Here is a 20,902-nt window from a genome sequence, read left to right as displayed (position 1 = left end):
TTTATTTTATTTTACTTAGCCTCAATCATTACTAAATTACTTTTTAGTTTTGGCGATGTTGCTTTTATAACCACAGCTCCTTTTTTGTTTTTTAAAGATTGTACCAATAACAAAGCACGACCTTTAGAGGTTACCAAACTATTGGTTTGATAATCTTGTATGTTATCTAAAGCTCCATTATCTACCCCTAAAACACGAATATCTCCTTGTACATCAAAAGTTAATTTAACGTTTTCTGTAGTAACATTCAATCCGTCTTTGTCTACCAATTGTGCAATTACATGTGCTACTTGATATCCATCGGCATCTAAGCTAGTTTTATCTGTAGTTAATTTTATTGCTACTGGCTCTGATGTTGTTTTCAATTCATATTCAACTTCGTTTCCATCAAATCCTCCTCTAGCTATTAAAGTACCTGGTTCAAAAGGAACTGCCCAACGTAAAATTCTATCAGGACTTCCACTTAAAGATCTCCATCCTAAAGATTTACCGTTTAACAACAATTCAACTTTATGTAAGTTAGTTGGTACTTCTACAATTACAGTTTCTCCTTTTTTGTAATTCCAGTTCTTTTGAGCACGGCTGTTATTCCATTTTAAGAATTTAGCTGATTGTACTTTTACTTTTCCGCTTAAATCATCTACCATTAAAGAATCTTTTACAGGATATGTTCCTAAAGAAACGTGTGGTTTGTTAACCCAAATAGATTTAAAGTGGTCCCATCCTTCTTTTTTAAATCCAGCAAAGTCTAAAATATCTCCATCCCATCCTTTGTTTGGCCATTTTCTATTTGCTTCTCCCATATAGTCAATTCCAGTCCACATGTACATACTGTAAATCATAGGATCTTCTATAATAGAATTCCATTCTTCCCAAGTTCCAGCATTTTCGTTTCCTGTAAAGTGCAAATCTGGGTAGTTTTTCTTACTCCAATCGTATTGATTTACTTGGTAACTAAACCCTACAATATCTAAAGTTTGTGCATATCCTGATGCTAAACTTGCTACAGGAATAATTAAGTTGGCTGTAACAGGTCTTGTGTTGTCTATTTCACGAGTCCAATTCGCCAATTTTTGTGCAGTTTCTGTTAATTTGTACTTTCTGTCAGGTAAGTTTTTATAACGTTCTTGCATTTCTTTGGCTGAAATATTTGGCAAACGATTCCAGTATCCTTTTGCTCCTGGATCCCACAAACCACTTACGTGTCTGTAATGTTCATAAGTCCATTCAATTTCGTTTCCTATACTCCACTCAAAAATTGATGGATGATTACGATCTCTTAACATAGAACGTGTTAAATCGCTTTTAGCCCATTTTTGAAAATGATTGGTATATCCTTCTGTTATTGCATCTGGCTCACGTTCTTGCATGTTCCATCTTTTGTCTTTTGGATTGTCAAACTCATCAAAAATTTCTGCTTGTACTAAAATTCCTAACTCATCACACAAATCATAAAATTCTTGTGAAAATGGGTTGTGAGACGTACGAACTGCGTTTACTCCTGCTTGTTTTAAAGCTAACAATCTACGTTTCCAAACTCCTTTAGGCACAGCGGTACCAACCAATCCACCATCGTGGTGAATACACACTCCTTTTACAAAAGTTGATTTTCCGTTTAAGAAGAATCCTTGTTCTTTATCGTGTTTTATGGTTCTAAAACCAAAAGGTGTTGTGTAGGTATCTACCACTTTATTGTTTGCCAGAACTTTACTAACTGCCTTATACATGTTAGGAGTGTCTAAATCCCATAATTTAGGATTTAAAACTTCTAAATTTTGTGTAATTGCTGTTTCTTTTCCTGATGATAATCTTGCATTGCGTTTTTCTGTAGCAACAACAGTTCCTTTGGCATCTATAATTTGAGTAACTAATGTGAACTTAGCTCTTTTTCTTCCATCGTTTTTCACCTTGGTTTCCAATGTTACTGAAGCTTCTCCTTGTGTAATTTTTGGAGTGGTTACATATGTACCCCAAATAGGAATGTGTAAATGATCTGCAGTAATTAATTTTACTTTTCTATAAATTCCACTTCCTGTGTACCAACGGCTATCTGCACAACGAGAATGATCTACATGTACTGTTAATATATTTTCAGAACCATCGGTTTTTAATTTTTGGGTCAAATCAAAATATGTTGGTGAATATCCGTAAGGATTTTCTCCTAATTTTTGTCCGTTTAACCAAAAGGTTGCATTGTTATACACACCATCAAACAAAACATATGCTTTTTGAGTTTTAACATCTATTGGAGTTTTAAAATGTTTTTGATAAACTCCTACTCCTCCTGGTAAATATCCTGTTGCTCCTTCTAATTTTTTATCAAAAGAAAACTCTACACTCCAATCATGAGGCAAACGAATGTCTCTCCAACCATCATCTTTTAATGGAATATTTTTAGGAATTTCTGTTCCTTTTTGTAATTGGAATTTCCAATCAAAATTAAAATCGTGCTCTCTTTGTTGAGCATAGATAGCATTACATATTAACACCAATACTGCCGATAATAACCCAAATCTTTTTATGGTTTGCTTGTTCATCATTTTTAAATTATTTCTACATCTATTTTATTATAAATCTTAATTGGCTTACAGGGAATAATCAAACCCAAAAAGACACAATTCTACAAACCAAGTATAAGTATTTTATTTAAAAAAAATTAAAATAAACATACAAAACAAGATTACATATGGTTAAAAAAAGAACCAAGATACATCTCTTTGATCATTAACTCATCAACAAAACATAGACAAGTTTACTAAAGCACTCAATACAAGTAACTTATCATCAAAAAGTAAAAAGGAATTTTTACAACAAAACTACCTTGAAAAAAGGCAGTTTTAAAAAAACGAGTATATAATGCTGTTATTGGTAAACTACTACTTGCTCTAATTTTTTAATGAAATTGGTATTGTTTTTAAATGGATCATTCTCTCTATAAACATAATCTTTTAATTTTTTAGCCAATTCTACAGCAACACTTTTGTATTCTTTTTCTCCGTAGTGATTTGTCAATTCATCAGGGTCATTTTTAATATCTATTAACCAAGGTTGAGATTTAGAAGACACATCAATTGCTAATTTATATCTGTCTGAAATCGCCGCTACCCAGCTATTATGAATTCTACTAAACGTAACACCATCCCAGTTTTTTAAGTTCGGATTCTTTAATAAGGGAGACAAATCTTTTCCTGCAGATTTTGGTTGATTTTTTACACCTGCCATATTTAAAAAAGTAGGCATCCAATCTGTATTGTTTACCGCTGTATTTACAACCGTACCTGCTTTTATAGATTTTTGGTGATATACTATAAATGGAATCAAGGCAGAACCTTCAAAAGGAGCTCCTTTATTTACTTGATTGTGCTCTCCTAATAAGTCCCCATGATCTGATGAAAACATAATAATTGTATTCTCTAAAATTCCTTTTTGCTTTAAAGACTGTATTAGCTTTCCTATATTATCATCTATACATTTAACTGACCCAAAATAAGTAGCAATCATATCTTGCATTTTTTTAGGATTGTTTACCTTTTTATCTAACTTTCTCCATTTAGGAGAATGCTCATTTCTTGCCTCTAAAAAAGTTCTAGGCATAGAAAAAACATTGTCTTTATACATTGTATCATAAGGAGCTCTAACTGCATCTGGACCATGTGGTTCTGGCAAACTTACCACACAAAAGAAAGGATCTTTTTTATGCTCATCAATAAAATCAATAGCTCTATCCATTAACCAATCTGTGGAGTATGTTTTTTCGTTAGCTCCTACCATTCCATAGCTAGGTTCTCCTTTTTTATTTTTTGCAGCTACAAAAGGAACTCCATCATTCGTCATTCCAAACACCTTCCAATGTCCTCTATTAAACATATACCGATTGTTTGTAAAACCATGACTAGCTTCAGGAGCCCACCCTGGTTTACTTTCTCCACTTAAATGCCATTTGCCCACATATCCTGTTTTGTAACCTTCTTTGTTTAAAATATTGGCAATGGTAGGGTAACTTTTATCAATTACTTTATTGTTTACAGGCATATTTACCGTGTGTGGATATTGACCTGTAAACATACTAGACCTAGAGGGAGAACATACTGGAGAGGCTGCATACATACTTGTAAACAGAGCTCCTTTACTTGCTAACCAATCTAAATTAGGAGTTTCTACAACTTTGTCTCCCCACTGTTTCGCTTGCTCAGAATCCATTAAGTCTCTATAACACCCTAAAGTTCTAAAATTATGTTCATCCGTAATTACCCAAACAATATTTGGTTTTTGTTGTTTTTGAGCTTGAGCAACAAAACCTATCAATAATAAAATAGCTTTAAAAAGAACACTTGATATCTGTTTCATTTTTTTGTTTTTATAAGTAGTAACCGCTAAAGTAGACAGGTGCTTTAAAAAGCAATGTAACATATAGCTAAAAACAAAACATATATAGGTATTTCTTTTAAAAATTACTTTAACTTTAAAAACATAGTACTTACTTCTATAGCATCTTTAAGTTTGTTGCTTGCATGTACATCTCTAATAAAAGCCTCTACTTTATAACTTTCTTTTTTAGACAATTCCTTATCTAGTTTGATGTCTATTTCCATAGCTCCATAACCTGGATATACTATTATTTGTTTTTCAGCTATTTTTTCATCCCACTTTTCTTTTAGCTTATCTGTAGTTTTAGAAATTTTTAAATAAATAGTTCTTTTCTGATTAGCTTTAAAACTAAATGGAATTTTAATTTTTTGTTTATCAAATATTTCTATTTCTGTTTGTGGAAAAATTACAGTTTCGTGATACAAGTTTAAACTCATTTCATAAGATTGGTCTATGTTTTTCTTCGTTACATCTACCAAATCGTACCCCCTTACCCAATCGTAATAAACCGTATTTTTGGTTGGATCTGCCAATTCTTTGTCGGTAGGCAATTCTATCCAAGGAAAAGGATATGTTTCTGACACCAAACGCATGTACATAGGCCTGTTAAAAGGTTTGTCTACAATTTTGTCATAGAATTTCATGTGTTTTGGCTCTTGATTGTCATAATAAAAACTTGCCGATTTTTCATCTCTCCACCAACCTCCATATACATGAAAATCTTTAGAAGCAACGTCTTTATTATGAAATTTTACTGCAGGTGCTCTTAAATCGTGTTTTTTCTTATCACAGTCTGTATACCAAAAATGTGCATTAGAATTCATTCCATTAGCAAAGTGATTTCCTTGAAAATCTCCAGACCTACCAATACATTCTTGAATATCCCACTCTTGCCCATATTTATCGCAACCATTAGGTCCTTTTTCTACCCCATTGGTAGAAAACCAAAAAGTAGTAGACATAGTAGTGGCAGCAGCTTTTACTCTACATTCATAATAACCTAAAAAAGCCGATTTTTTAGACACAACAGCCCCTCCGGCAATATTAAATCTTAATGTTCTTCCGTAGGCTTTAACCAAAGTGTCTTTTTCTAATTTTTTACCTTGAATTTGCATATATCCATCTTTTACAGAAACCTGAGAAGGTAGAAAAATACCTGGCTCTCTTCCTTTCCAATTCGGATGATAATTGTACCATTTACTAGCATCTAATTTTGTTCCGTTAAACTCATCAGAAAAATCTGGATTCATTACCCATCGTTTTCCTACAGGAGGTTTTGGTGGTCCGTATGAATGTTGTTGCGCTTGTGTAGACACACAAAAATTGGCTATAACAAAGGCTATTAAAATGTTTTTTAACTTCATTTGTAATTTTTTTTAAAATTTTACCTTAATTGATTTTTTGTTCTTAGGAGTTGCTTGTAATTCATAAAAGATTTTCTTTTCTTTTCCTTCTCCTACCTCAACCGTATAAGAACCGGCATACATTACTTTAGGCTGATAGGTAGTTCCTTTAATTCTTAAAGAAGAAACCACCTCTTTGGTATATTGATTTTTTACCGTTATAACTTGATTTTCTTTAGAAACCTTAATACTTGGCAACTCATATCCGTTGGCAATTTTAAAATTATCTGTTTGATGAAATGTTACAGGCCAACCATTGTAAGGCTTAGCATCAGGAGCAAACATATCTACATTTCTAGGCCAACATTCGTAAGTAGTTTGACGATTGTTTTTATTGAAACGAATAATTCCATAACCCGAAGCTCTACCGTTTAGTAAGTTTTCTTTTTCGGTATTGTCTTTATGTTCTGGGTTGGCAATTGCCAATACTGTCATTTTATTATGAAACGCATCTAAATATTCTCCTGTATAATCTGGCATTCCCTTAACATGATTTTTTCCTGGAGCATCGGGTTTAAACCAACGCATCCAAAAATTAGAAGCTGCAGGCACGGCAAAAGAATATCCTGCATTGTTCCACTCTTCAATTCCATGATGTAATACAGAACCTAAATGTTGATCTCCAGCAATCATGCATGAAAAACTTTTACGAATTACTGACAGAGCTTTGTTTCTTCCTGCTTGTGGCCATCCGTTAGAATCTACACTGTATTTTTGTTTTTTGTCTAAGGTTGGTGAGTGGGTGGTTACATTTGCAAAAATTGTTTGAGACAACACAGCTTTCATTTCGGCATCTTTCCAATCAGTAGTCCAATGTTCTAAAAATTCTAATTGTCTTTTTCCTAATAAAGTTGCCCCTTCTACATCCATTTCACGTGTATCGTTAACACGTCCTTTTGGCAGTACACTTTTAGGTCCCGATTTAAATTTACGATCTTCTAAAATGGCAAAACTCATTCCTCCCCACTTGTAATCTGTATAATACACTCCTATTCCTTGGGCTACAGGAGTAGGATCATACGGATCTGGCAAATGACTGGTTTGCGCACGTTCTACTTCTTTTATATAATTTACAGGCATGTAGTACCCCCCGTAATTCCCATCTCTATTTTTAGATGGAATTCCACCATTACCCCATAAATTCCCTTGTCCTATGTCATGATCATCTGGAATTACAATGGTTGGTGTATTTCTAACAATTTCTCCAAAAACTTCTCCAAACTTTAACCAATACCCATAATGATCACTATGATCATAAGATTGATCTCCTGAGAAAAACAAAACATCTGGCTTTAATTTTTTTAAATTGTTAATAATATCATCTGCTGGTCCTTGTCCTCCATGTCTTTCATAAATTGACCAACATGAAAAAGCTGCCATAATAATTTCTTCTTTCTCTTTTGGATTTTTTCTAACAATTCCGGTATAAAACTTGTTTTTTTTATAAACTACACGATATTCTTTTTCTTGAGTATCATCCCAATTTTCTATTCTAAAATGTGCGGTATAACCTGGGTATTGAATTCTAGTTTCTTGAACTGTTTCCCATTTTCCATTGTTTTTAATTTGCAATGTAGCTTCAAAAGGGTCGTAGTTCCTTACAGGATAAAATTGTGCGGTTAATTTTAATGTTTGTTCGTGTACTGTATACAAGGCAAAACATATCTTGTTTTTTTCTAATTTTTTATCAATCGCTGTTGGGCTTTGAGCCTGTACAACAAAATGAACAAATAGAAATAGGGAAACAATTTTTAACGTTTTTATAGATTTCATTTTTCTTACTTAAAAAGTTATTTTTTATTTAATACAATGCTATTTTTATAGTAGACTGCTTGTTGTTTACTTGTGTTTTTAATATATACACTCCTTGTTTATGTTTAGATACATTTAAAGTTAAAACATCTTTAGTATTTGTAGTTTTTAAATGCATTACCTTTGCTCCTGTACTACTTAACAACATTGCATCTATCCATTTATTTTGAACACCTGCAATGTAAATTTCTTTGGTAATTGCATTGTAAGAAACCTTTATGTCGTTTGCTATTTTTTTTGAATGTGACAAACCTTTATCTACCTCTTCTAAGATCCACAAACTAGTCGCTTCATATGCTTTGGGTTGATTGTTTTCTCTTGCTATTTCTATTTGAGCGTTATCTCCTTTTTTTAAAACCCTAGATTTTCTTTCATTACCACCTGGAAACATTTCGTATTGTTTTTGATCATTTAAAGAATGTTCTCTAAAATACCAAAAAGGAATGGCATCGGTAGTTGTATAATTGTATGCATGCTCAACGTATATATCTTCTGTAGTTCCATTATTAATATCTCCTAAAGTATACCCTCTGTAAACCTCTAAATATTTACCTGTTTCTACATTTTTTATATTATGATAATACGGATATTTAAAACTTAACAACCATACATCGCTATTGTCTGTAGCTACATTACTAGTAAATGTTACTTTGCTGTTTTGTTCTGAAACACTAAGATATTCTCCACTTGATTTATTCTTTATACGATAACTTTTTTCTGTGTTTATAATTGACTTGGGTGCTTGGGTTAAAATAGATTTTTCAATTTTACTTTCCGGATAATCAATTTCTAAAGTATTGTCTCCTGACAGCATTTTATAGGCAAAAACACCATCTTTTTGAGCTGTAAGCCCTGTATTGTTTTTAAAAGAAATAGCAGTTGATGGAAGCTCGTATTTTAAATACGTACTTTCTCCTCCATGATCATAAGTAAGATCTATTGTTTTGTAATTTGGATTGTTTGCGTAGGCTTCAGAAAAATCGTTGTTCTCCATAATTAAATTATACGGTGCATTGGCAGATATAATCCACTCGTACTTGCCCACCCATTTGTTGTTGGTTATGGTAATATCATGACATTGTTGTGTTTCTCTATCAATGTAAATTCCGCGTGCTGGACTAATGTGTTCAAAAGTATTTCCATCTATTAAAAAGTGATGACCAAATTCCTCTATATGAATCATATCAACGTCTTTTCTATACCCTTTAAAATGATTGTTTTTAACATTTACATACGCACACTTAGAGGAGATTCCTAAACCGGTTCCATCTAACATGCAATCTACAATGGTACTTTGGTTCTGATGCCACACAACAGGATATTCGTCATTACCAGCATCTAAAGAAATTGCTCTTACATTGTAATTTACAGCCTCAAAATTGGGCTTAAAAAAAGATTTTTCAATTAAAAAATTGGGAGCAGTGTTTATTCTTCCTTTTCGATTTAAAAAATAACCCCCTGAACTAAAATCTAAAAAGGAAACTTGATGAAAAACAACTCCCGCTCCATTTCCTCCATAAACTTGAACTTTACCTCCTGTAAAAATAACGTTTGTAAACTTAATCTGATCATAATACACTCCGTTATTTTCATTTCCGTATGTTGGTCCAGATATTCTTGTAAACACATAATTAGTTGTGGGATATGCTTTTAACTCCAGGTTAGAAATTGTAATATCATCAGATTTTAAGGTTACATTCTTTAAATTGTTAAACAGCGTATGAACTTGGTAAGCCCCTATATGATTCTCTTGCTTATTAGGAATTGTTCCTGTAATTACAATAGGCTTATCAATGCTTAACGATTTTCCATCAAAATTATATTCCGAACTTTTAAACAATAACGTATCCCCTTCTATCGCATTTGCAATGGCTGAATTTATATTGTTAACCAAATTGGTTCCAGATGCACTGTTATAAACACTATCAAAATCTATTATAGCGGGAACTCTTTGTGGTATAATAGACAAATAATAATTGTACAAAACAGAACTATTGTTGGCAAATGATACATTTACTTGTAAAATTTGTGTGTTTGCATTTTCACCTTCATTTACTGACAATGTATAGCTATTTGGAACAACCAAAGAATGATTTATTTCTCCTGTATAAGGAGTTGGCAAATCAACATTAAACACATCTATAGGATGGGTCCATGTTCCTTTTTTAAAGGTCAACAATCTAATTTTAACAGATTCTACCTCTTCGGTATGACTATAAGTTCCTACAATGCTAAAAGTATCTTCCCTAAACCAATTACCAATATGATCTCTATGTTGTGGAGAAGTTATATTGTTTATACTCGTAACAGTAAGCTCTTGTGACCATAGAGAACAACTAATTAAAAGCCATATACTAATTACAATTATATTCTTCATACACAAAAAAAATTAAAAATTAACACAACTACAATAATTCACACTTCATTTTAAAATATACCAACCTTCTTACCCGATATAAAACACATATCTCATAAAAAACACAAGTGTACTAAACTATTTGCAAAACACAATACTGCCTGTACTAGACAAAATAGCAACAGCATTAGTTTGCATTACCAATAAGTATCTCTTTTTAGATCTATTACTAATTTACATACTCGTTTCCTAGAGAAAAACTACGCTAAAAAAAAGGTAAAGCCACTTAGCCTTACCTTTTTTCACAAAAACAATGTGTGTAAAATTATTTTAATTTTAACGTGTAATCATGCGCTCCTGGTGCAAAATTACTTCTGTATATTTTGGTTCCTGTACCCCATTTTTCCCAGTCTATTTCTACACGGTTATCTCCTAAAACAATGTTCAATAGCTTTTCTCTCATTTTCTTCGCTACTTTTCTATATTTTTTATCAAAGGCTACATTCTTTAGCTCTTTAGGGTCTTTAGCAGTATGATACAAAGCCGGATCTAAATCTTCCCATGATGCTGAAAGTGCCCACTCCATATTTTCTCCTTCTTTTCTACTAGGTCTGGTTTTTAAAGACAAAACATAATCTTTAGTTCTAATATAAGCTCTAGCTCCAGTTACTGCATGGCTTTCTCCTATAATATAATCTCTTACAGGGGCTTTTTTAGCTACGGTGGCTGCCAAATCCAATCCATCTAAGTGTTTGTATTCCTCTTTTTTTAAGTCTGCACCTGCTGCACTTAAAGCTGTTGGTGCGATGTCTACAAACTCCGTAAACTCTTTTACAATTTTACCTGCAGGGAATTTCTTTTTATCAGAAGACACTACAATAATTGGATTGTGACTATCTAACTCCCAAGGAGTAAATTTAGAAATGGCTCCATGTTCATTCAATTTCCATCCATGATCTCCACATACATAAATTACCATCCAAGGTTGATTGTGTTTTTTACTATAAGCTTTAAAATCAGCTACGGCTTGTCCTACCAAAGCATCTCCATAAGCACAAAAAGCATAATAATCCTGAATCATTTTTTGTTTTTCTTCTTCTGTAAAATGATGCGAAGGTTTGTTGTTTAACAATCTTTTAATTTGTTCTGGAATACCAGCCAATTCAGATTTGTTAAACTCTGGAATTTTATAAGTGTGTTTAGAAAAACGCTCTCTAAAATCTGCCGGAGGCAATACAGGTGTATGAGGAAAATCAAAACCTATGTGTGCAAATACAGGTTTGTTAGGGTTTACTCCTTTAAACTTTAATTTTCCTGCGTTAAAAGGTTTGTTTTCGTTTACCAAATACTCATTTAAAAAATGTGCATAATAGCCATCTCTAGTTTTCCCTGCAGGTTGTGGACTTACTCCAGAAATAATCATTCCTTTGTATATAGATTGTTTTTTACCTTTCTTATAATGTCTGATTAAATCGTATTTTTCCGTAACTTCTTTAGCAGTATTCTTATACTTATCTGTTTGTGCATTTAATTCTTCCGAAACGTATTCAAACTTTCCTTCTGGAGTTACAAAATAAGACATATCTTTAATAGGTTTGTCAAAAGTTTCTCCTTCAACTTTTTTCCACCAACCACCACCTCCGTAGTCTGTAAATCCTTGCTCTCCTAAAGATCTAAAATCTATATCTGTTTGATATACTTTATGAGACTTGGTTTTTCCATCAGGCTTTAAACCTTTTAATCTATATCCTAATTTTCCTACATGAAATGTTTGGTATCCTAAAGATGCTAACTGTTCTGGGAAAGAAGGTTTCATGTGCTCTGCTACATTGTTATGATATTCAAATTCATACACTCCTGAACGAAACGGATAACGACCTTGATGCATAGCTGCACGTGAAGGTGCACAACCTGTAGCCTGACAATAGGTGTTGATAAACGTAGTTCCTTCTGCTGCCAATGCATCTACATTAGGAGATTCTATATAACCTAACTCACTGTTTTTTCTACCATGAAGAGCTTCGTTAAATGTTTTTACAGAATCGTAACGCTGATCATCTGTTACAATCCACAAAATATTGGGTTGTTGCTGCGCTACAATTTGTTTAGAAAAACAGATTGAAAGCGCTAAAAGTAACGTTTTATTTATTTTCATTATTCTAGTTTTACGGTTTATTTAATAGTACTCTTAACTATGTAATTGAGTATGTTTTTTTTATTTTAAAAATCTGTACAACTAAATTTAGTCCTGATTTTGTTCTTGAATTCTCGCTAATTGTTTTTTACTCAATCCTTGTCTGTAATACACATCTGGTTTGTGATTTACCCTGTGTTGTTTCATTTCTGGATCGTTAATATCTAAACTCAAATCACAATCAAAACGTACCAACATAGAGTGAAATGTATCCCAATTGGTAACATTGATAAAATGTGCAACTCCCCAAGTAATTCCTCTACCATTTTTGGTATCTGTAAATGCATCTGGCACATATGGAGCTGCAGCATAAGGCATCATTTCTGTAATAGAAGCTATTTCAAAATTTACCCAATCTTTAGCATATTGAATGGTGTTATGTTCTGGCCCATCTTTATACACCAAAGCCGCTACCCCTTCTCTAAATGGAAACAAAGATGTTTCGTGTCCTGAGGTGATTAAAGGGTTTAATTGATGTTTTGTAAATGGCCCTAAAGGATGATCGGCTATAGCCAAACCTTGCATACGCACCAACTCTGGTTTTTCACCAAAATCTGATTTGTAATAAATGTACACCTTTCCATTATGTACCAACGGATACGGATCGTGAATAGAGTACTGATCCCATTCTCCAGGTTTTCCGTTAGGAATTACAACTTTGTTGTAAGGGGTCCAAGGTCCATCAGGAGAATCTGCATAGGAAACTGCCACAGGACAATCGTCTCCACGTTTTCCGCTAGCTTCCATAAATCCTTGGTAGTATAAATAGTATTTTCCTTTCCATTCTAAAATATCCGTCGTTGTTACAGAACGCCATCCTACATTTGGTTTTTCGGGTCTTTTAATAGCCACACCTTGCTCTTCCCAAGTAAATCCATCTTTAGAAGTAGCATACCAAATTTCAGACAAATCCCAATCTGAAGAAGGAATTACATCGCTAGATTTTGCGGCTCCTTGTGGAGGTGTAGGTGTATTACGATAAGTGTACCACATATAATATTTACCATTGTGTTTTATTATTTTAGAAGGATCTCTACGAGATATGGTTCCATCATTATTATGATAATCGAACCCTTTTAGCTTTGTGTATTTAAATTGACTGAACAACTCGTTATGATGTGGTTGTGGTGCTTCATAATCTGTATAAATACGCTCCATAGCCGCACTCATTTCTCTATTTGGTTTTTCTTTAGGAAGTATAAAGGGGAAACCTTCTTGATTGCTGATGCTAGTTTTTTTTGATGTTTCTGTAGATTGACATGCTATAAAAAAAACAGCTACTAAAAACGATACAACTATCTGTTTGATCATACTGTAAATTTGTTGAGTTTATAATTTTATGATATTCTCAAAAATACAAAAGACAAACCTCTATTTTATTACTAAACAACAGGTCTAACTAAGAAAATGCAACCTATTCTACCTACAATTAACATTACTATTATATATACCCTTTATAAAATCAAGGATTTAACAGTGTTTTTTGCAAATAAACACTACAAGTTAAAAAGCACAAATATTTTAAAATGTTAAGTCAATGTCTATTTACTTTTCAGTAAAAAGTACTGTTTTGTGTCTTGTTTTATTCTGTTTTACACTAAAAAAAGTCGTTGTTTTTTTATTTATTTCATTTTTTCACAAAAAAAAGATGCTTTTACGTTAGCGTAAAAGCATCTTTTTAAATTTATAGTTGGGTATTTGATATACTGAAATTAATCAATAATTATTTCATCTATTTCCCAAGTTCCTTTAAAAGCGTTTACAGCGGGCTGAACCCCCACTTGCATAATTCTTTCTTTTATATTTTTAAACTTAGACAAGTTAATCGTATAGCTTTTATACTCTTTGCTATTTGCCGTAATAGGAATTTCTACCCACTGCTGCATACTCCAATCTACAGGAGCTGTATGAGTCCAAAAATCACCTCCTTTATTCCTACTATACAAGGCTATTTTTAAAGATGTTGCCTGAGTATTGTTTTTAATTTTTACAGTAATTTTTGAACACAATTTAGATTCTGTGTACAACCATGGAGCACTAGTTATGAAAGCATTTTTTTCTGTAATTTTTCCTAACAAGACTCCTTTTTTAAAACTTAAATCTGTTCCTTGTAAAGCTTGCCATCCCATAGTACTATTGATAAATTTAAATGGTCTTCCTGGAGCTGGGTACATTCTATCTCCTTTGGGAATCCTAATAGTTTCATCTTTGTTAAAAAACACCGGTTTTAAACTTGCTCCTCTATAAAAAGCACTAATATCATGATTTTCTTGTAACACATATTTTTGTCCATGCCAATCAAAAAAACTAGTATGTCCTCCGCTTAAAAAACTTCCTTTAAATTCATAGGGACCATATAAGTTTTTAGCCATTGCATAACGACTACCAAACACCAAGTAATACCAATTATTTCTTTTGAATAAAGTTGGTTTATCTTCTGATAAAAAGGGTTTTCCATCCTTACTTATTTTTATAGCTCTAGGCTTTGTATCTAACGATTTCATATCCTTAGCCAACGTTGCCATATAGTACGTTCCAGAACCAAAACAAATGGTATATACTCCGTCTTCTATATAAATCTCAGGATCGTAAGGATGTTCTGGCACTATGTTTTTAGGCAACAAGGGTTTTCCCAACAAATCTTTATAAGGACCTGTTATTTTATCTGCCACCATTACTCCTGTATCTATATTTCTATTAGAAAAAAACCAATAATATTTCCCATCTCTTTCAGTAATATCACCAGCCCAACAATTAGGTTGATTCCCTATGTAAGTATCTGAAGGCAAAATATTTCTATGAAAATTCCATGTTTTTAAATCTGTTGAAGACCATATTTCCCAACGATCCATTCTAAAAGAACCTTTTCCTTCCCAAGATTCGTCATGACCACAAATAGCAAATACAGTATCATTTTGCACCCACACATGTGGATCTGCCATTCCGTGTTCTGGAACAATAACATCTACTGAAATTGCATCTGGGTTGATACCGGAGGCTGCCTTGGAACGTCTTAACAATTCATTACGGATATCTTTGGCTCTTGTTCCAAAAGCATTTACGTTGCGCTTTTCTACCTCAGGATAATTTGTTCCGTTACTGGTTATATCTTTTAACGAAACTCCGTAATTACCTAACAAAGCCCAATAAGTAGCACTGTCAGAATCATCAACTCTATTTTTATTAAATTTTCCTTCGGCAAATATTTTTCCTAACGAACTTTCTTTAAACAAATCATAATATTTTTTTCCTTTTTGTGCTTGCTCAACAATTCCATATTGACCTATTCCACCACACTCATAAAACTTAATAGCTCCATCTAAAGCTCTTTGTTTTATGTAATGACAAGCGACTCCATCAGCAAAACAATTGTGTGTATGTTCTGGATTTTCTATAGTCCCTACGTAAAAATTAGAACTGGTCCAATGACTTATAAAACGTACTTTATTCAACACATCTGTTCTATTGTTTTGAATACAATAACTTACAAAAATTGCTTGTTCGGTTAAAGGGCCATAACACAATACATTTATAATTTGTTTGCTTTTGTTTACTTCTTTAAACAATGCTTGAATACTCGGATAGTCTTTTAGCGAATAACGAACATTTGGTGAAAAACTTTTTCCTTGTCCTTTAATAGACGATTCTAAAAAACGGATTTCTTTTTGATAACCTCCTATGAACTTATTCAGATTTGGCAAATCTTTTTCATAGGCTTTTCCATACGTTTGTTCTGCCCATTTTTTTTGATTCTCTGTGTTTTTATTCCAAGGATGTGTGGTACTTGCCAATACAATAGCTCGTGTATCAAAATGATTAGACATTAATAGGTAACTTGCTATTGCAGAAATATCGTCAGGATCGTTTATACCCTTACCTCCATCGCTAATAAGCCAAACGGCTGGTTTTTGAGCCAGTAACGAAAACGAAACGACGAACAATAATAAACTAATTTTTAGCCTCATAACATGTAATTGATTATTTTACTCAATACTTTTTTTTGTAGAAAAAGAAGATGCTGGCAACCCTGCCGTATTAAACAAACAGCCTTCCATATAACTTTGCCATCCGTATCTTACATTTTTAGGATCTGGAACATTTTCATTCCAAACCTGCAAAACACTACCTTTCTTAATTATTTTAGCTTTTGCCACCTGATAAACTCCATCTTCTCCTGCAATTTCAAAATTTGTTAAAGATTTTCCCATGCTTGTAATTCCTAACGGTGCTTCTTTAAAACTTATCAAAACCTTATTTCCTTCTATTTTTTTAGATTGATAAATGGGTCCAGAATACTGAATTCCTTTTACATCATAATCCTTAACCAATGCCCAAAGTGCCAAGCGCTCTCCTACTTCTTTCTTTTTTGGAGGATGAATTCTTGTTTTATGTCCTATATCATTAATAACAGCCATACCTGTATTTTTAACTGTTAACATAGTGTTTAATTGTGCTTGTTGTACACCAACCCAACCTTTTAATTTATTTCCATAAGGAGCTAATTGTACAAAGTAAAATGGAAATGCTCCTTGTCCCCAATTTTGTCGCCAACTTTTAATCATTGCAGGAAATAACCTAGAATATTGTTCTGGATTCCATCGATTTCCTTCTCCCTGATACCATATAGCTCCTTTTATCGTAAACGGAATTAAAGGATGAATCATACCATTATACAATACAGTTGCTGATTTTGTGGTAAGTTTTTTTGAAAAATCTTTTTGAAACTCAGGAAATTCATTCACAATTGTTTCTTTAGGTGTCCATGCTTGTGCAGGAGTTCCTCCTACATTACTTGAAATTAAACCTACAGGTACGTTTAAATATTTTTGCAACCTCAACCCAAAAGCATAGCCTACTGCACTAAAATCTGCAGCTGTCTGTGGAGCAGAAACCTGCCAATTTCCTTTACATGTATATAAAGGTGTGCTACTAACTTCTTTACTTACTGTAAAAAATCTAAGCTTAGAGTTAGTACTGTTTAAAATTAAATCATTACTCTGTTCTAACTCTTGTCCGGGTCCACCTTTTAAAGGCATTGCCATGTTAGATTGGCCAGTACAAATCCAAACCTCACCCAACAAAACATCTTGCAAAGTTTTGGTTGTAGATCCTTTTACTTTTATAAAAAAAGGGCCTCCTGCATGTACCGTTTTAAGAGTTGTTTTCCACTTTCCGTTAGCATCTGTTTTGGTTATTGTTTCTTCTCCCCAACTGGCATCTATCTTAACCGTTGTATTGGGTTTGTCTGTTCCCCAAATATTTACATTTGTATTTCTTTGTAATACCATGTGATCATTAAATACATTTGCCAATTTAGTTTGTGCATTGGTAACAAATACAGACAGTAACAAAATTGATACGATGAATATTTTTTTCATTTTAATTGATTTCATTTATTGATTGTTTGTTTTTACAAATTTAGCCACCTCTACCATAGGAGCAACCCATATTTTATTTTTATTGATTGCTAAAAAATCTAATAATTTATCATGCTCATCTCTTTCTACATTTAAAGAACTTCCACCACCTACACCATGAAACAAAAACACCAAAAGTTTATTTTTACTCATGGCTTGTTTTACCAACTCAATCATTTCTGCTCCAGTATGTCCTTTCATCCCATAAGCATTTATATTTTCAAGATCTACCTCTTCAACATCTTTCATTGCCCTTTTAACTCCTCTAGCTCCTACAAAACTGCTTTTAATATAGGGATAAAACAATGTATCGTTTACTTTTTTTTGTCCACAAGGAAACGCAAAAGTTCGTTCAGATTGACCATCTATTTGATGTAGTAAATTACTGGTTATTTTTATTTCATCAACCACCTTTTGCAAACTGTAGTTATTTAAATCTTTCTCTGGTGGTAACTGTACTTTTCTTTTTGGAGTATTGGCACAAGGATGCATTAACGTATGATTTCCCAATTCATGTCCTTTGTTTGCAGCAGCTTTCCAGTCGCTTTTTCTATTTACAAAATCATCTGAACTACCAATAATATAAAAAGTTGCTTTTAAATTGTGTTTATTTAAACTCGGAATCACATTCTCTAAATGCTCTTCTAAAGAATCATCATAAGTTAACACAACTGCACATTGTTTACCATTCCAAAAACTATTACTTTGAGCAGTACAATTATTAGAAATATGTATAATAGCTAAAAAGAGGAGTCTCTTAAAATATTTTTTTAGACGATTCATTCTCTTATTTTTCTGACCATCCTTTTTTAGTTCCTTTTAAATACCCAATAAACCAACCGCTTCCTTTTTGCGATGCCCAAAAAACATCTTCTCTATACGGATCTGGTTTTAAGTCTACAATTCTATCTTGTTGCCCCAAACCTTTATTAATTTTATTCCACGTTTTTCCTGCATCAAAAGACACATACGCTCCTGGGTTTAATTGTGCATTTTTATCTCTTGTTTTTGGAGGTAAAGCAGCACTTACCATTATTATTTTTGGATTGATTGGAGAGGTTTCACACTGCCAAACAAAAGGCAATTCAAAAATTTTATCCCAAGACTTTCCTTTGTCTTTACTTTTCCACACTCCCGCACCAGCATCTGTGGCAGTTTCGTTTCCACAAGAAATAAACAAATTCTTTGTTTTTCTATCCATAAACACATTGTTTACATTTTGTATTTCTGATGGGATTTTTATCTTTTCCCAATTTTTTCCTTGATTGGTTGTTTTGTACAAACCTCCATTGTCATCATTTACAGCAGCATATAATGTTTTAGGGTTGTTTACATCAAAAACAACTCTACGTACACTGGCTTTTTCATGAAATCCATCATTACTCAATTCCCATGTGTAACCACCATCTTGAGAGCGATAAAACCCAAAATCTCCTTTGGTTAATTTTTTAGCATAAGGCCCGTGTACTTGTGAAATTGGCTTACGCGTAGCACAGAAATACATATTATTAGGTTGTTTAGGATCTATAAGTAATGAATTTTGAAAAACCAAACGCATGTGCTGTGGTACATCTGCATCAAAAATAGTGGCAATGTTTTCCCATGATTTTCCTGCATTGGTAGACCTACGCAACATCCCTCTATTCTCTTGTCTGTATGATAAAAAATAAATAATATTTGGGTTGTTAGGGTGTACTGCTATCGCTCCTGGAGAATGAGATCCTCCGTGATGAATTTGACCATCTAACTGCTTTACAGCAACAGCCATTTTATCAGGATAGTTGTCTAAAGATGCTGTTTGCCACAAACCGTGCTCACCACTTCCTAAAAGATACCTGTTTTTAATACCGGTTTCTAACAACATATTTCTACCTGGCAAATTGCTATCTCCTCTACCTACCCAATGGTTAGACCCTGGAGCTGTTTCATCATCATCAATTTGCTCCCAAGACAAGCCTCCGTTTGTAGATGCCAATACCTGTTGATCTAAACAAATATATGCCGTACCATTAGCACTCAACTCTAAAAATCTATTTCCCCAAACTTCTTCTCTTCTATCCATTTCTGGTTGTAAGTGAGCAAACTTTGTATTTACATGAGTTGGGTTGTTTCTTGATTTCCAATAACTTTCTCCTTTTCTATTTTTCCAATACCCACCTTCTCTTGCTACGGCTATCCATGTTTTTCCTCCATCGTTAGATTTCCATGTACCTCCAGGCAAAAAAGATTTGTCGTGTTTGTTGTTGTGTGACAAGTAAATCTCATTCTTATTAGTTGGATTTACTTGAATACGGTGCCATACATCTAACACTTGTTTTGGCAGTTCAGGATATTTTTGTTTGATTTTTTTTGGACTGGTTTGAAACCAAAAAGCCAACGAACTCCAATACTTTTTTTCTAAAATATCACTATCAATTTTGTTCAAATCAACGGCAAGATTTCCTGTACAATTTTGCCAACTAACACCTCCATCTATACTTTTATACACTCCTCCTTTGGTTTTAACTGAGGTTCCGTGTTCAAAAAAAGCAGTTTGCTCTACCAAATACAAAATATATTCTTTGGTTTTTGCATTGTAAAAAGCATCTAAATCTCTAGGTCTATTTACAGGCAAACCTTTGGCACTAGACCCCCATGTTCTCCCCTGGTTATCACTTCTAAAAACTCCTTTATTGGTTGCTATTACAATTGTTTTACTATTGTTAGGGTTAACTAAAATTCTACCAACATCTAAATCTTTAAAATTGCCTACTTTTAAAAACTCCCATGTTTTTCCAGCATTTCTACTTCTGTAAACTCCATTGTTTTTTATTTGCTTTCCGCTTTGTCCATTTTGATGTCTCCACGTTTTCTTCACATTCCAAAAATCACCAGGACCAATGTACCAGTTTTTATCGTTAGACGGATCTACCATTATGTCGGCATACCTCCCTTTAAAAGAATGAATTTGTTTCCAACTTTTTCCTGTATCTTCTGTTTTATACAAAACTCCACTTCCTGTAATAGCCATCCCAAAAGAAGGTTTTTGATAGGAAAACATAAATTTTCGAACCCTAGCCAAATCTTTTCCATCTCCATCAACATCTTTTACTGTTTTCCAAGTTTTTCCAGCATCCCATGTGCCATAAGTGTTGTACATATCTGGAGACATCATCATTACATTTGAATTTGTTGGATGACACCAAAACTCCTCACAATAACCTGACATTCCTGGTCCTACTTGACTCCATCTTACCAAATCTGTAGAAGTTACCTTTTTAGAATTTAATTTTTTAAAATACTTTTTATTTAACTGTGCATTGGTTTGAAAAGACATCAATGCTACTAAGAACACCCCTAAATATTTATTCAT

11 protein-coding genes are annotated in these 20,902 nt (G+C 33.1%); all 11 read right to left on the bottom strand.

What is annotated here, in order from left to right; genetic code table 11:
* Nucleotides 1-11: 11 nt before the first annotated feature.
* The 11 genes from ACY2IJ_RS00780 to ACY2IJ_RS00730 all read right to left on the bottom strand — a co-directional run bounded on the left by ACY2IJ_RS00780 (nucleotide 12) and on the right by ACY2IJ_RS00730 (nucleotide 20,902).
* Nucleotides 12-2,540: a glycoside hydrolase family 2 TIM barrel-domain containing protein gene (locus ACY2IJ_RS00780; protein ID WP_476725257.1), complete on the bottom strand. Its 2,529-nt coding sequence runs from the start codon at nucleotides 2,538-2,540 to the stop codon at nucleotides 12-14.
* Nucleotides 2,541-2,862: 322 nt separating this feature from the next.
* Nucleotides 2,863-4,347 carry a sulfatase-like hydrolase/transferase gene (locus ACY2IJ_RS00775; RefSeq protein WP_476725256.1) on the bottom strand — a complete coding sequence of 495 codons (1,485 nt, stop codon included), beginning with the start codon at nucleotides 4,345-4,347 and terminating at the stop codon, nucleotides 2,863-2,865.
* Between the two features lie 104 nt (nucleotides 4,348-4,451).
* Nucleotides 4,452-5,732 carry a family 16 glycosylhydrolase gene (locus tag ACY2IJ_RS00770; RefSeq protein WP_476725255.1) on the bottom strand — a complete coding sequence of 427 codons (1,281 nt, stop codon included), beginning with the start codon at nucleotides 5,730-5,732 and terminating at the stop codon, nucleotides 4,452-4,454.
* A 12-nt stretch (nucleotides 5,733-5,744) separates the two neighbouring features.
* Nucleotides 5,745-7,544, bottom strand: a complete 1,800-nt coding sequence (locus ACY2IJ_RS00765) for a metallophosphoesterase family protein (protein ID WP_476725254.1) — start codon at nucleotides 7,542-7,544, stop codon at nucleotides 5,745-5,747.
* Between the two features lie 28 nt (nucleotides 7,545-7,572).
* Complete coding sequence (locus tag ACY2IJ_RS00760; protein ID WP_476725253.1) at nucleotides 7,573-9,960, bottom strand: RICIN domain-containing protein; 2,388 nt, start codon at nucleotides 9,958-9,960, stop codon at nucleotides 7,573-7,575.
* 304 nt (nucleotides 9,961-10,264) lie between these two features.
* Nucleotides 10,265-12,094 (bottom strand): sulfatase-like hydrolase/transferase, encoded by a 1,830-nt coding sequence (locus ACY2IJ_RS00755; protein ID WP_476725252.1) that lies wholly within the window; start codon nucleotides 12,092-12,094, stop codon nucleotides 10,265-10,267.
* Nucleotides 12,095-12,181: 87 nt separating this feature from the next.
* The gene (locus tag ACY2IJ_RS00750) at nucleotides 12,182-13,444 is read right to left on the bottom strand and encodes a glycoside hydrolase family 117 protein (RefSeq protein ID WP_476725251.1); all 1,263 of its coding nucleotides are present in this window, start codon (nucleotides 13,442-13,444) and stop codon (nucleotides 12,182-12,184) included.
* 401 nt (nucleotides 13,445-13,845) lie between these two features.
* On the bottom strand, nucleotides 13,846-16,098 hold the full coding sequence (locus tag ACY2IJ_RS00745) for a family 43 glycosylhydrolase (RefSeq protein WP_476725250.1): 2,253 nt from the start codon (nucleotides 16,096-16,098) through the stop codon (nucleotides 13,846-13,848).
* Nucleotides 16,099-16,116: 18 nt separating this feature from the next.
* On the bottom strand, nucleotides 16,117-17,526 hold the full coding sequence (locus ACY2IJ_RS00740; protein WP_476725249.1) for a sialate O-acetylesterase: 1,410 nt from the start codon (nucleotides 17,524-17,526) through the stop codon (nucleotides 16,117-16,119).
* Complete coding sequence (locus ACY2IJ_RS00735; RefSeq protein WP_476725248.1) at nucleotides 17,527-18,333, bottom strand: polysaccharide deacetylase family protein; 807 nt, start codon at nucleotides 18,331-18,333, stop codon at nucleotides 17,527-17,529.
* A 4-nt stretch (nucleotides 18,334-18,337) separates the two neighbouring features.
* Nucleotides 18,338-20,902 carry a VPS10 domain-containing protein gene (locus tag ACY2IJ_RS00730; RefSeq protein WP_476725247.1) on the bottom strand — a complete coding sequence of 855 codons (2,565 nt, stop codon included), beginning with the start codon at nucleotides 20,900-20,902 and terminating at the stop codon, nucleotides 18,338-18,340.

The organism is Wenyingzhuangia gracilariae, from assembly GCF_056387575.1.
This window is presented reverse-complemented; position numbering and strand designations above follow the sequence as displayed.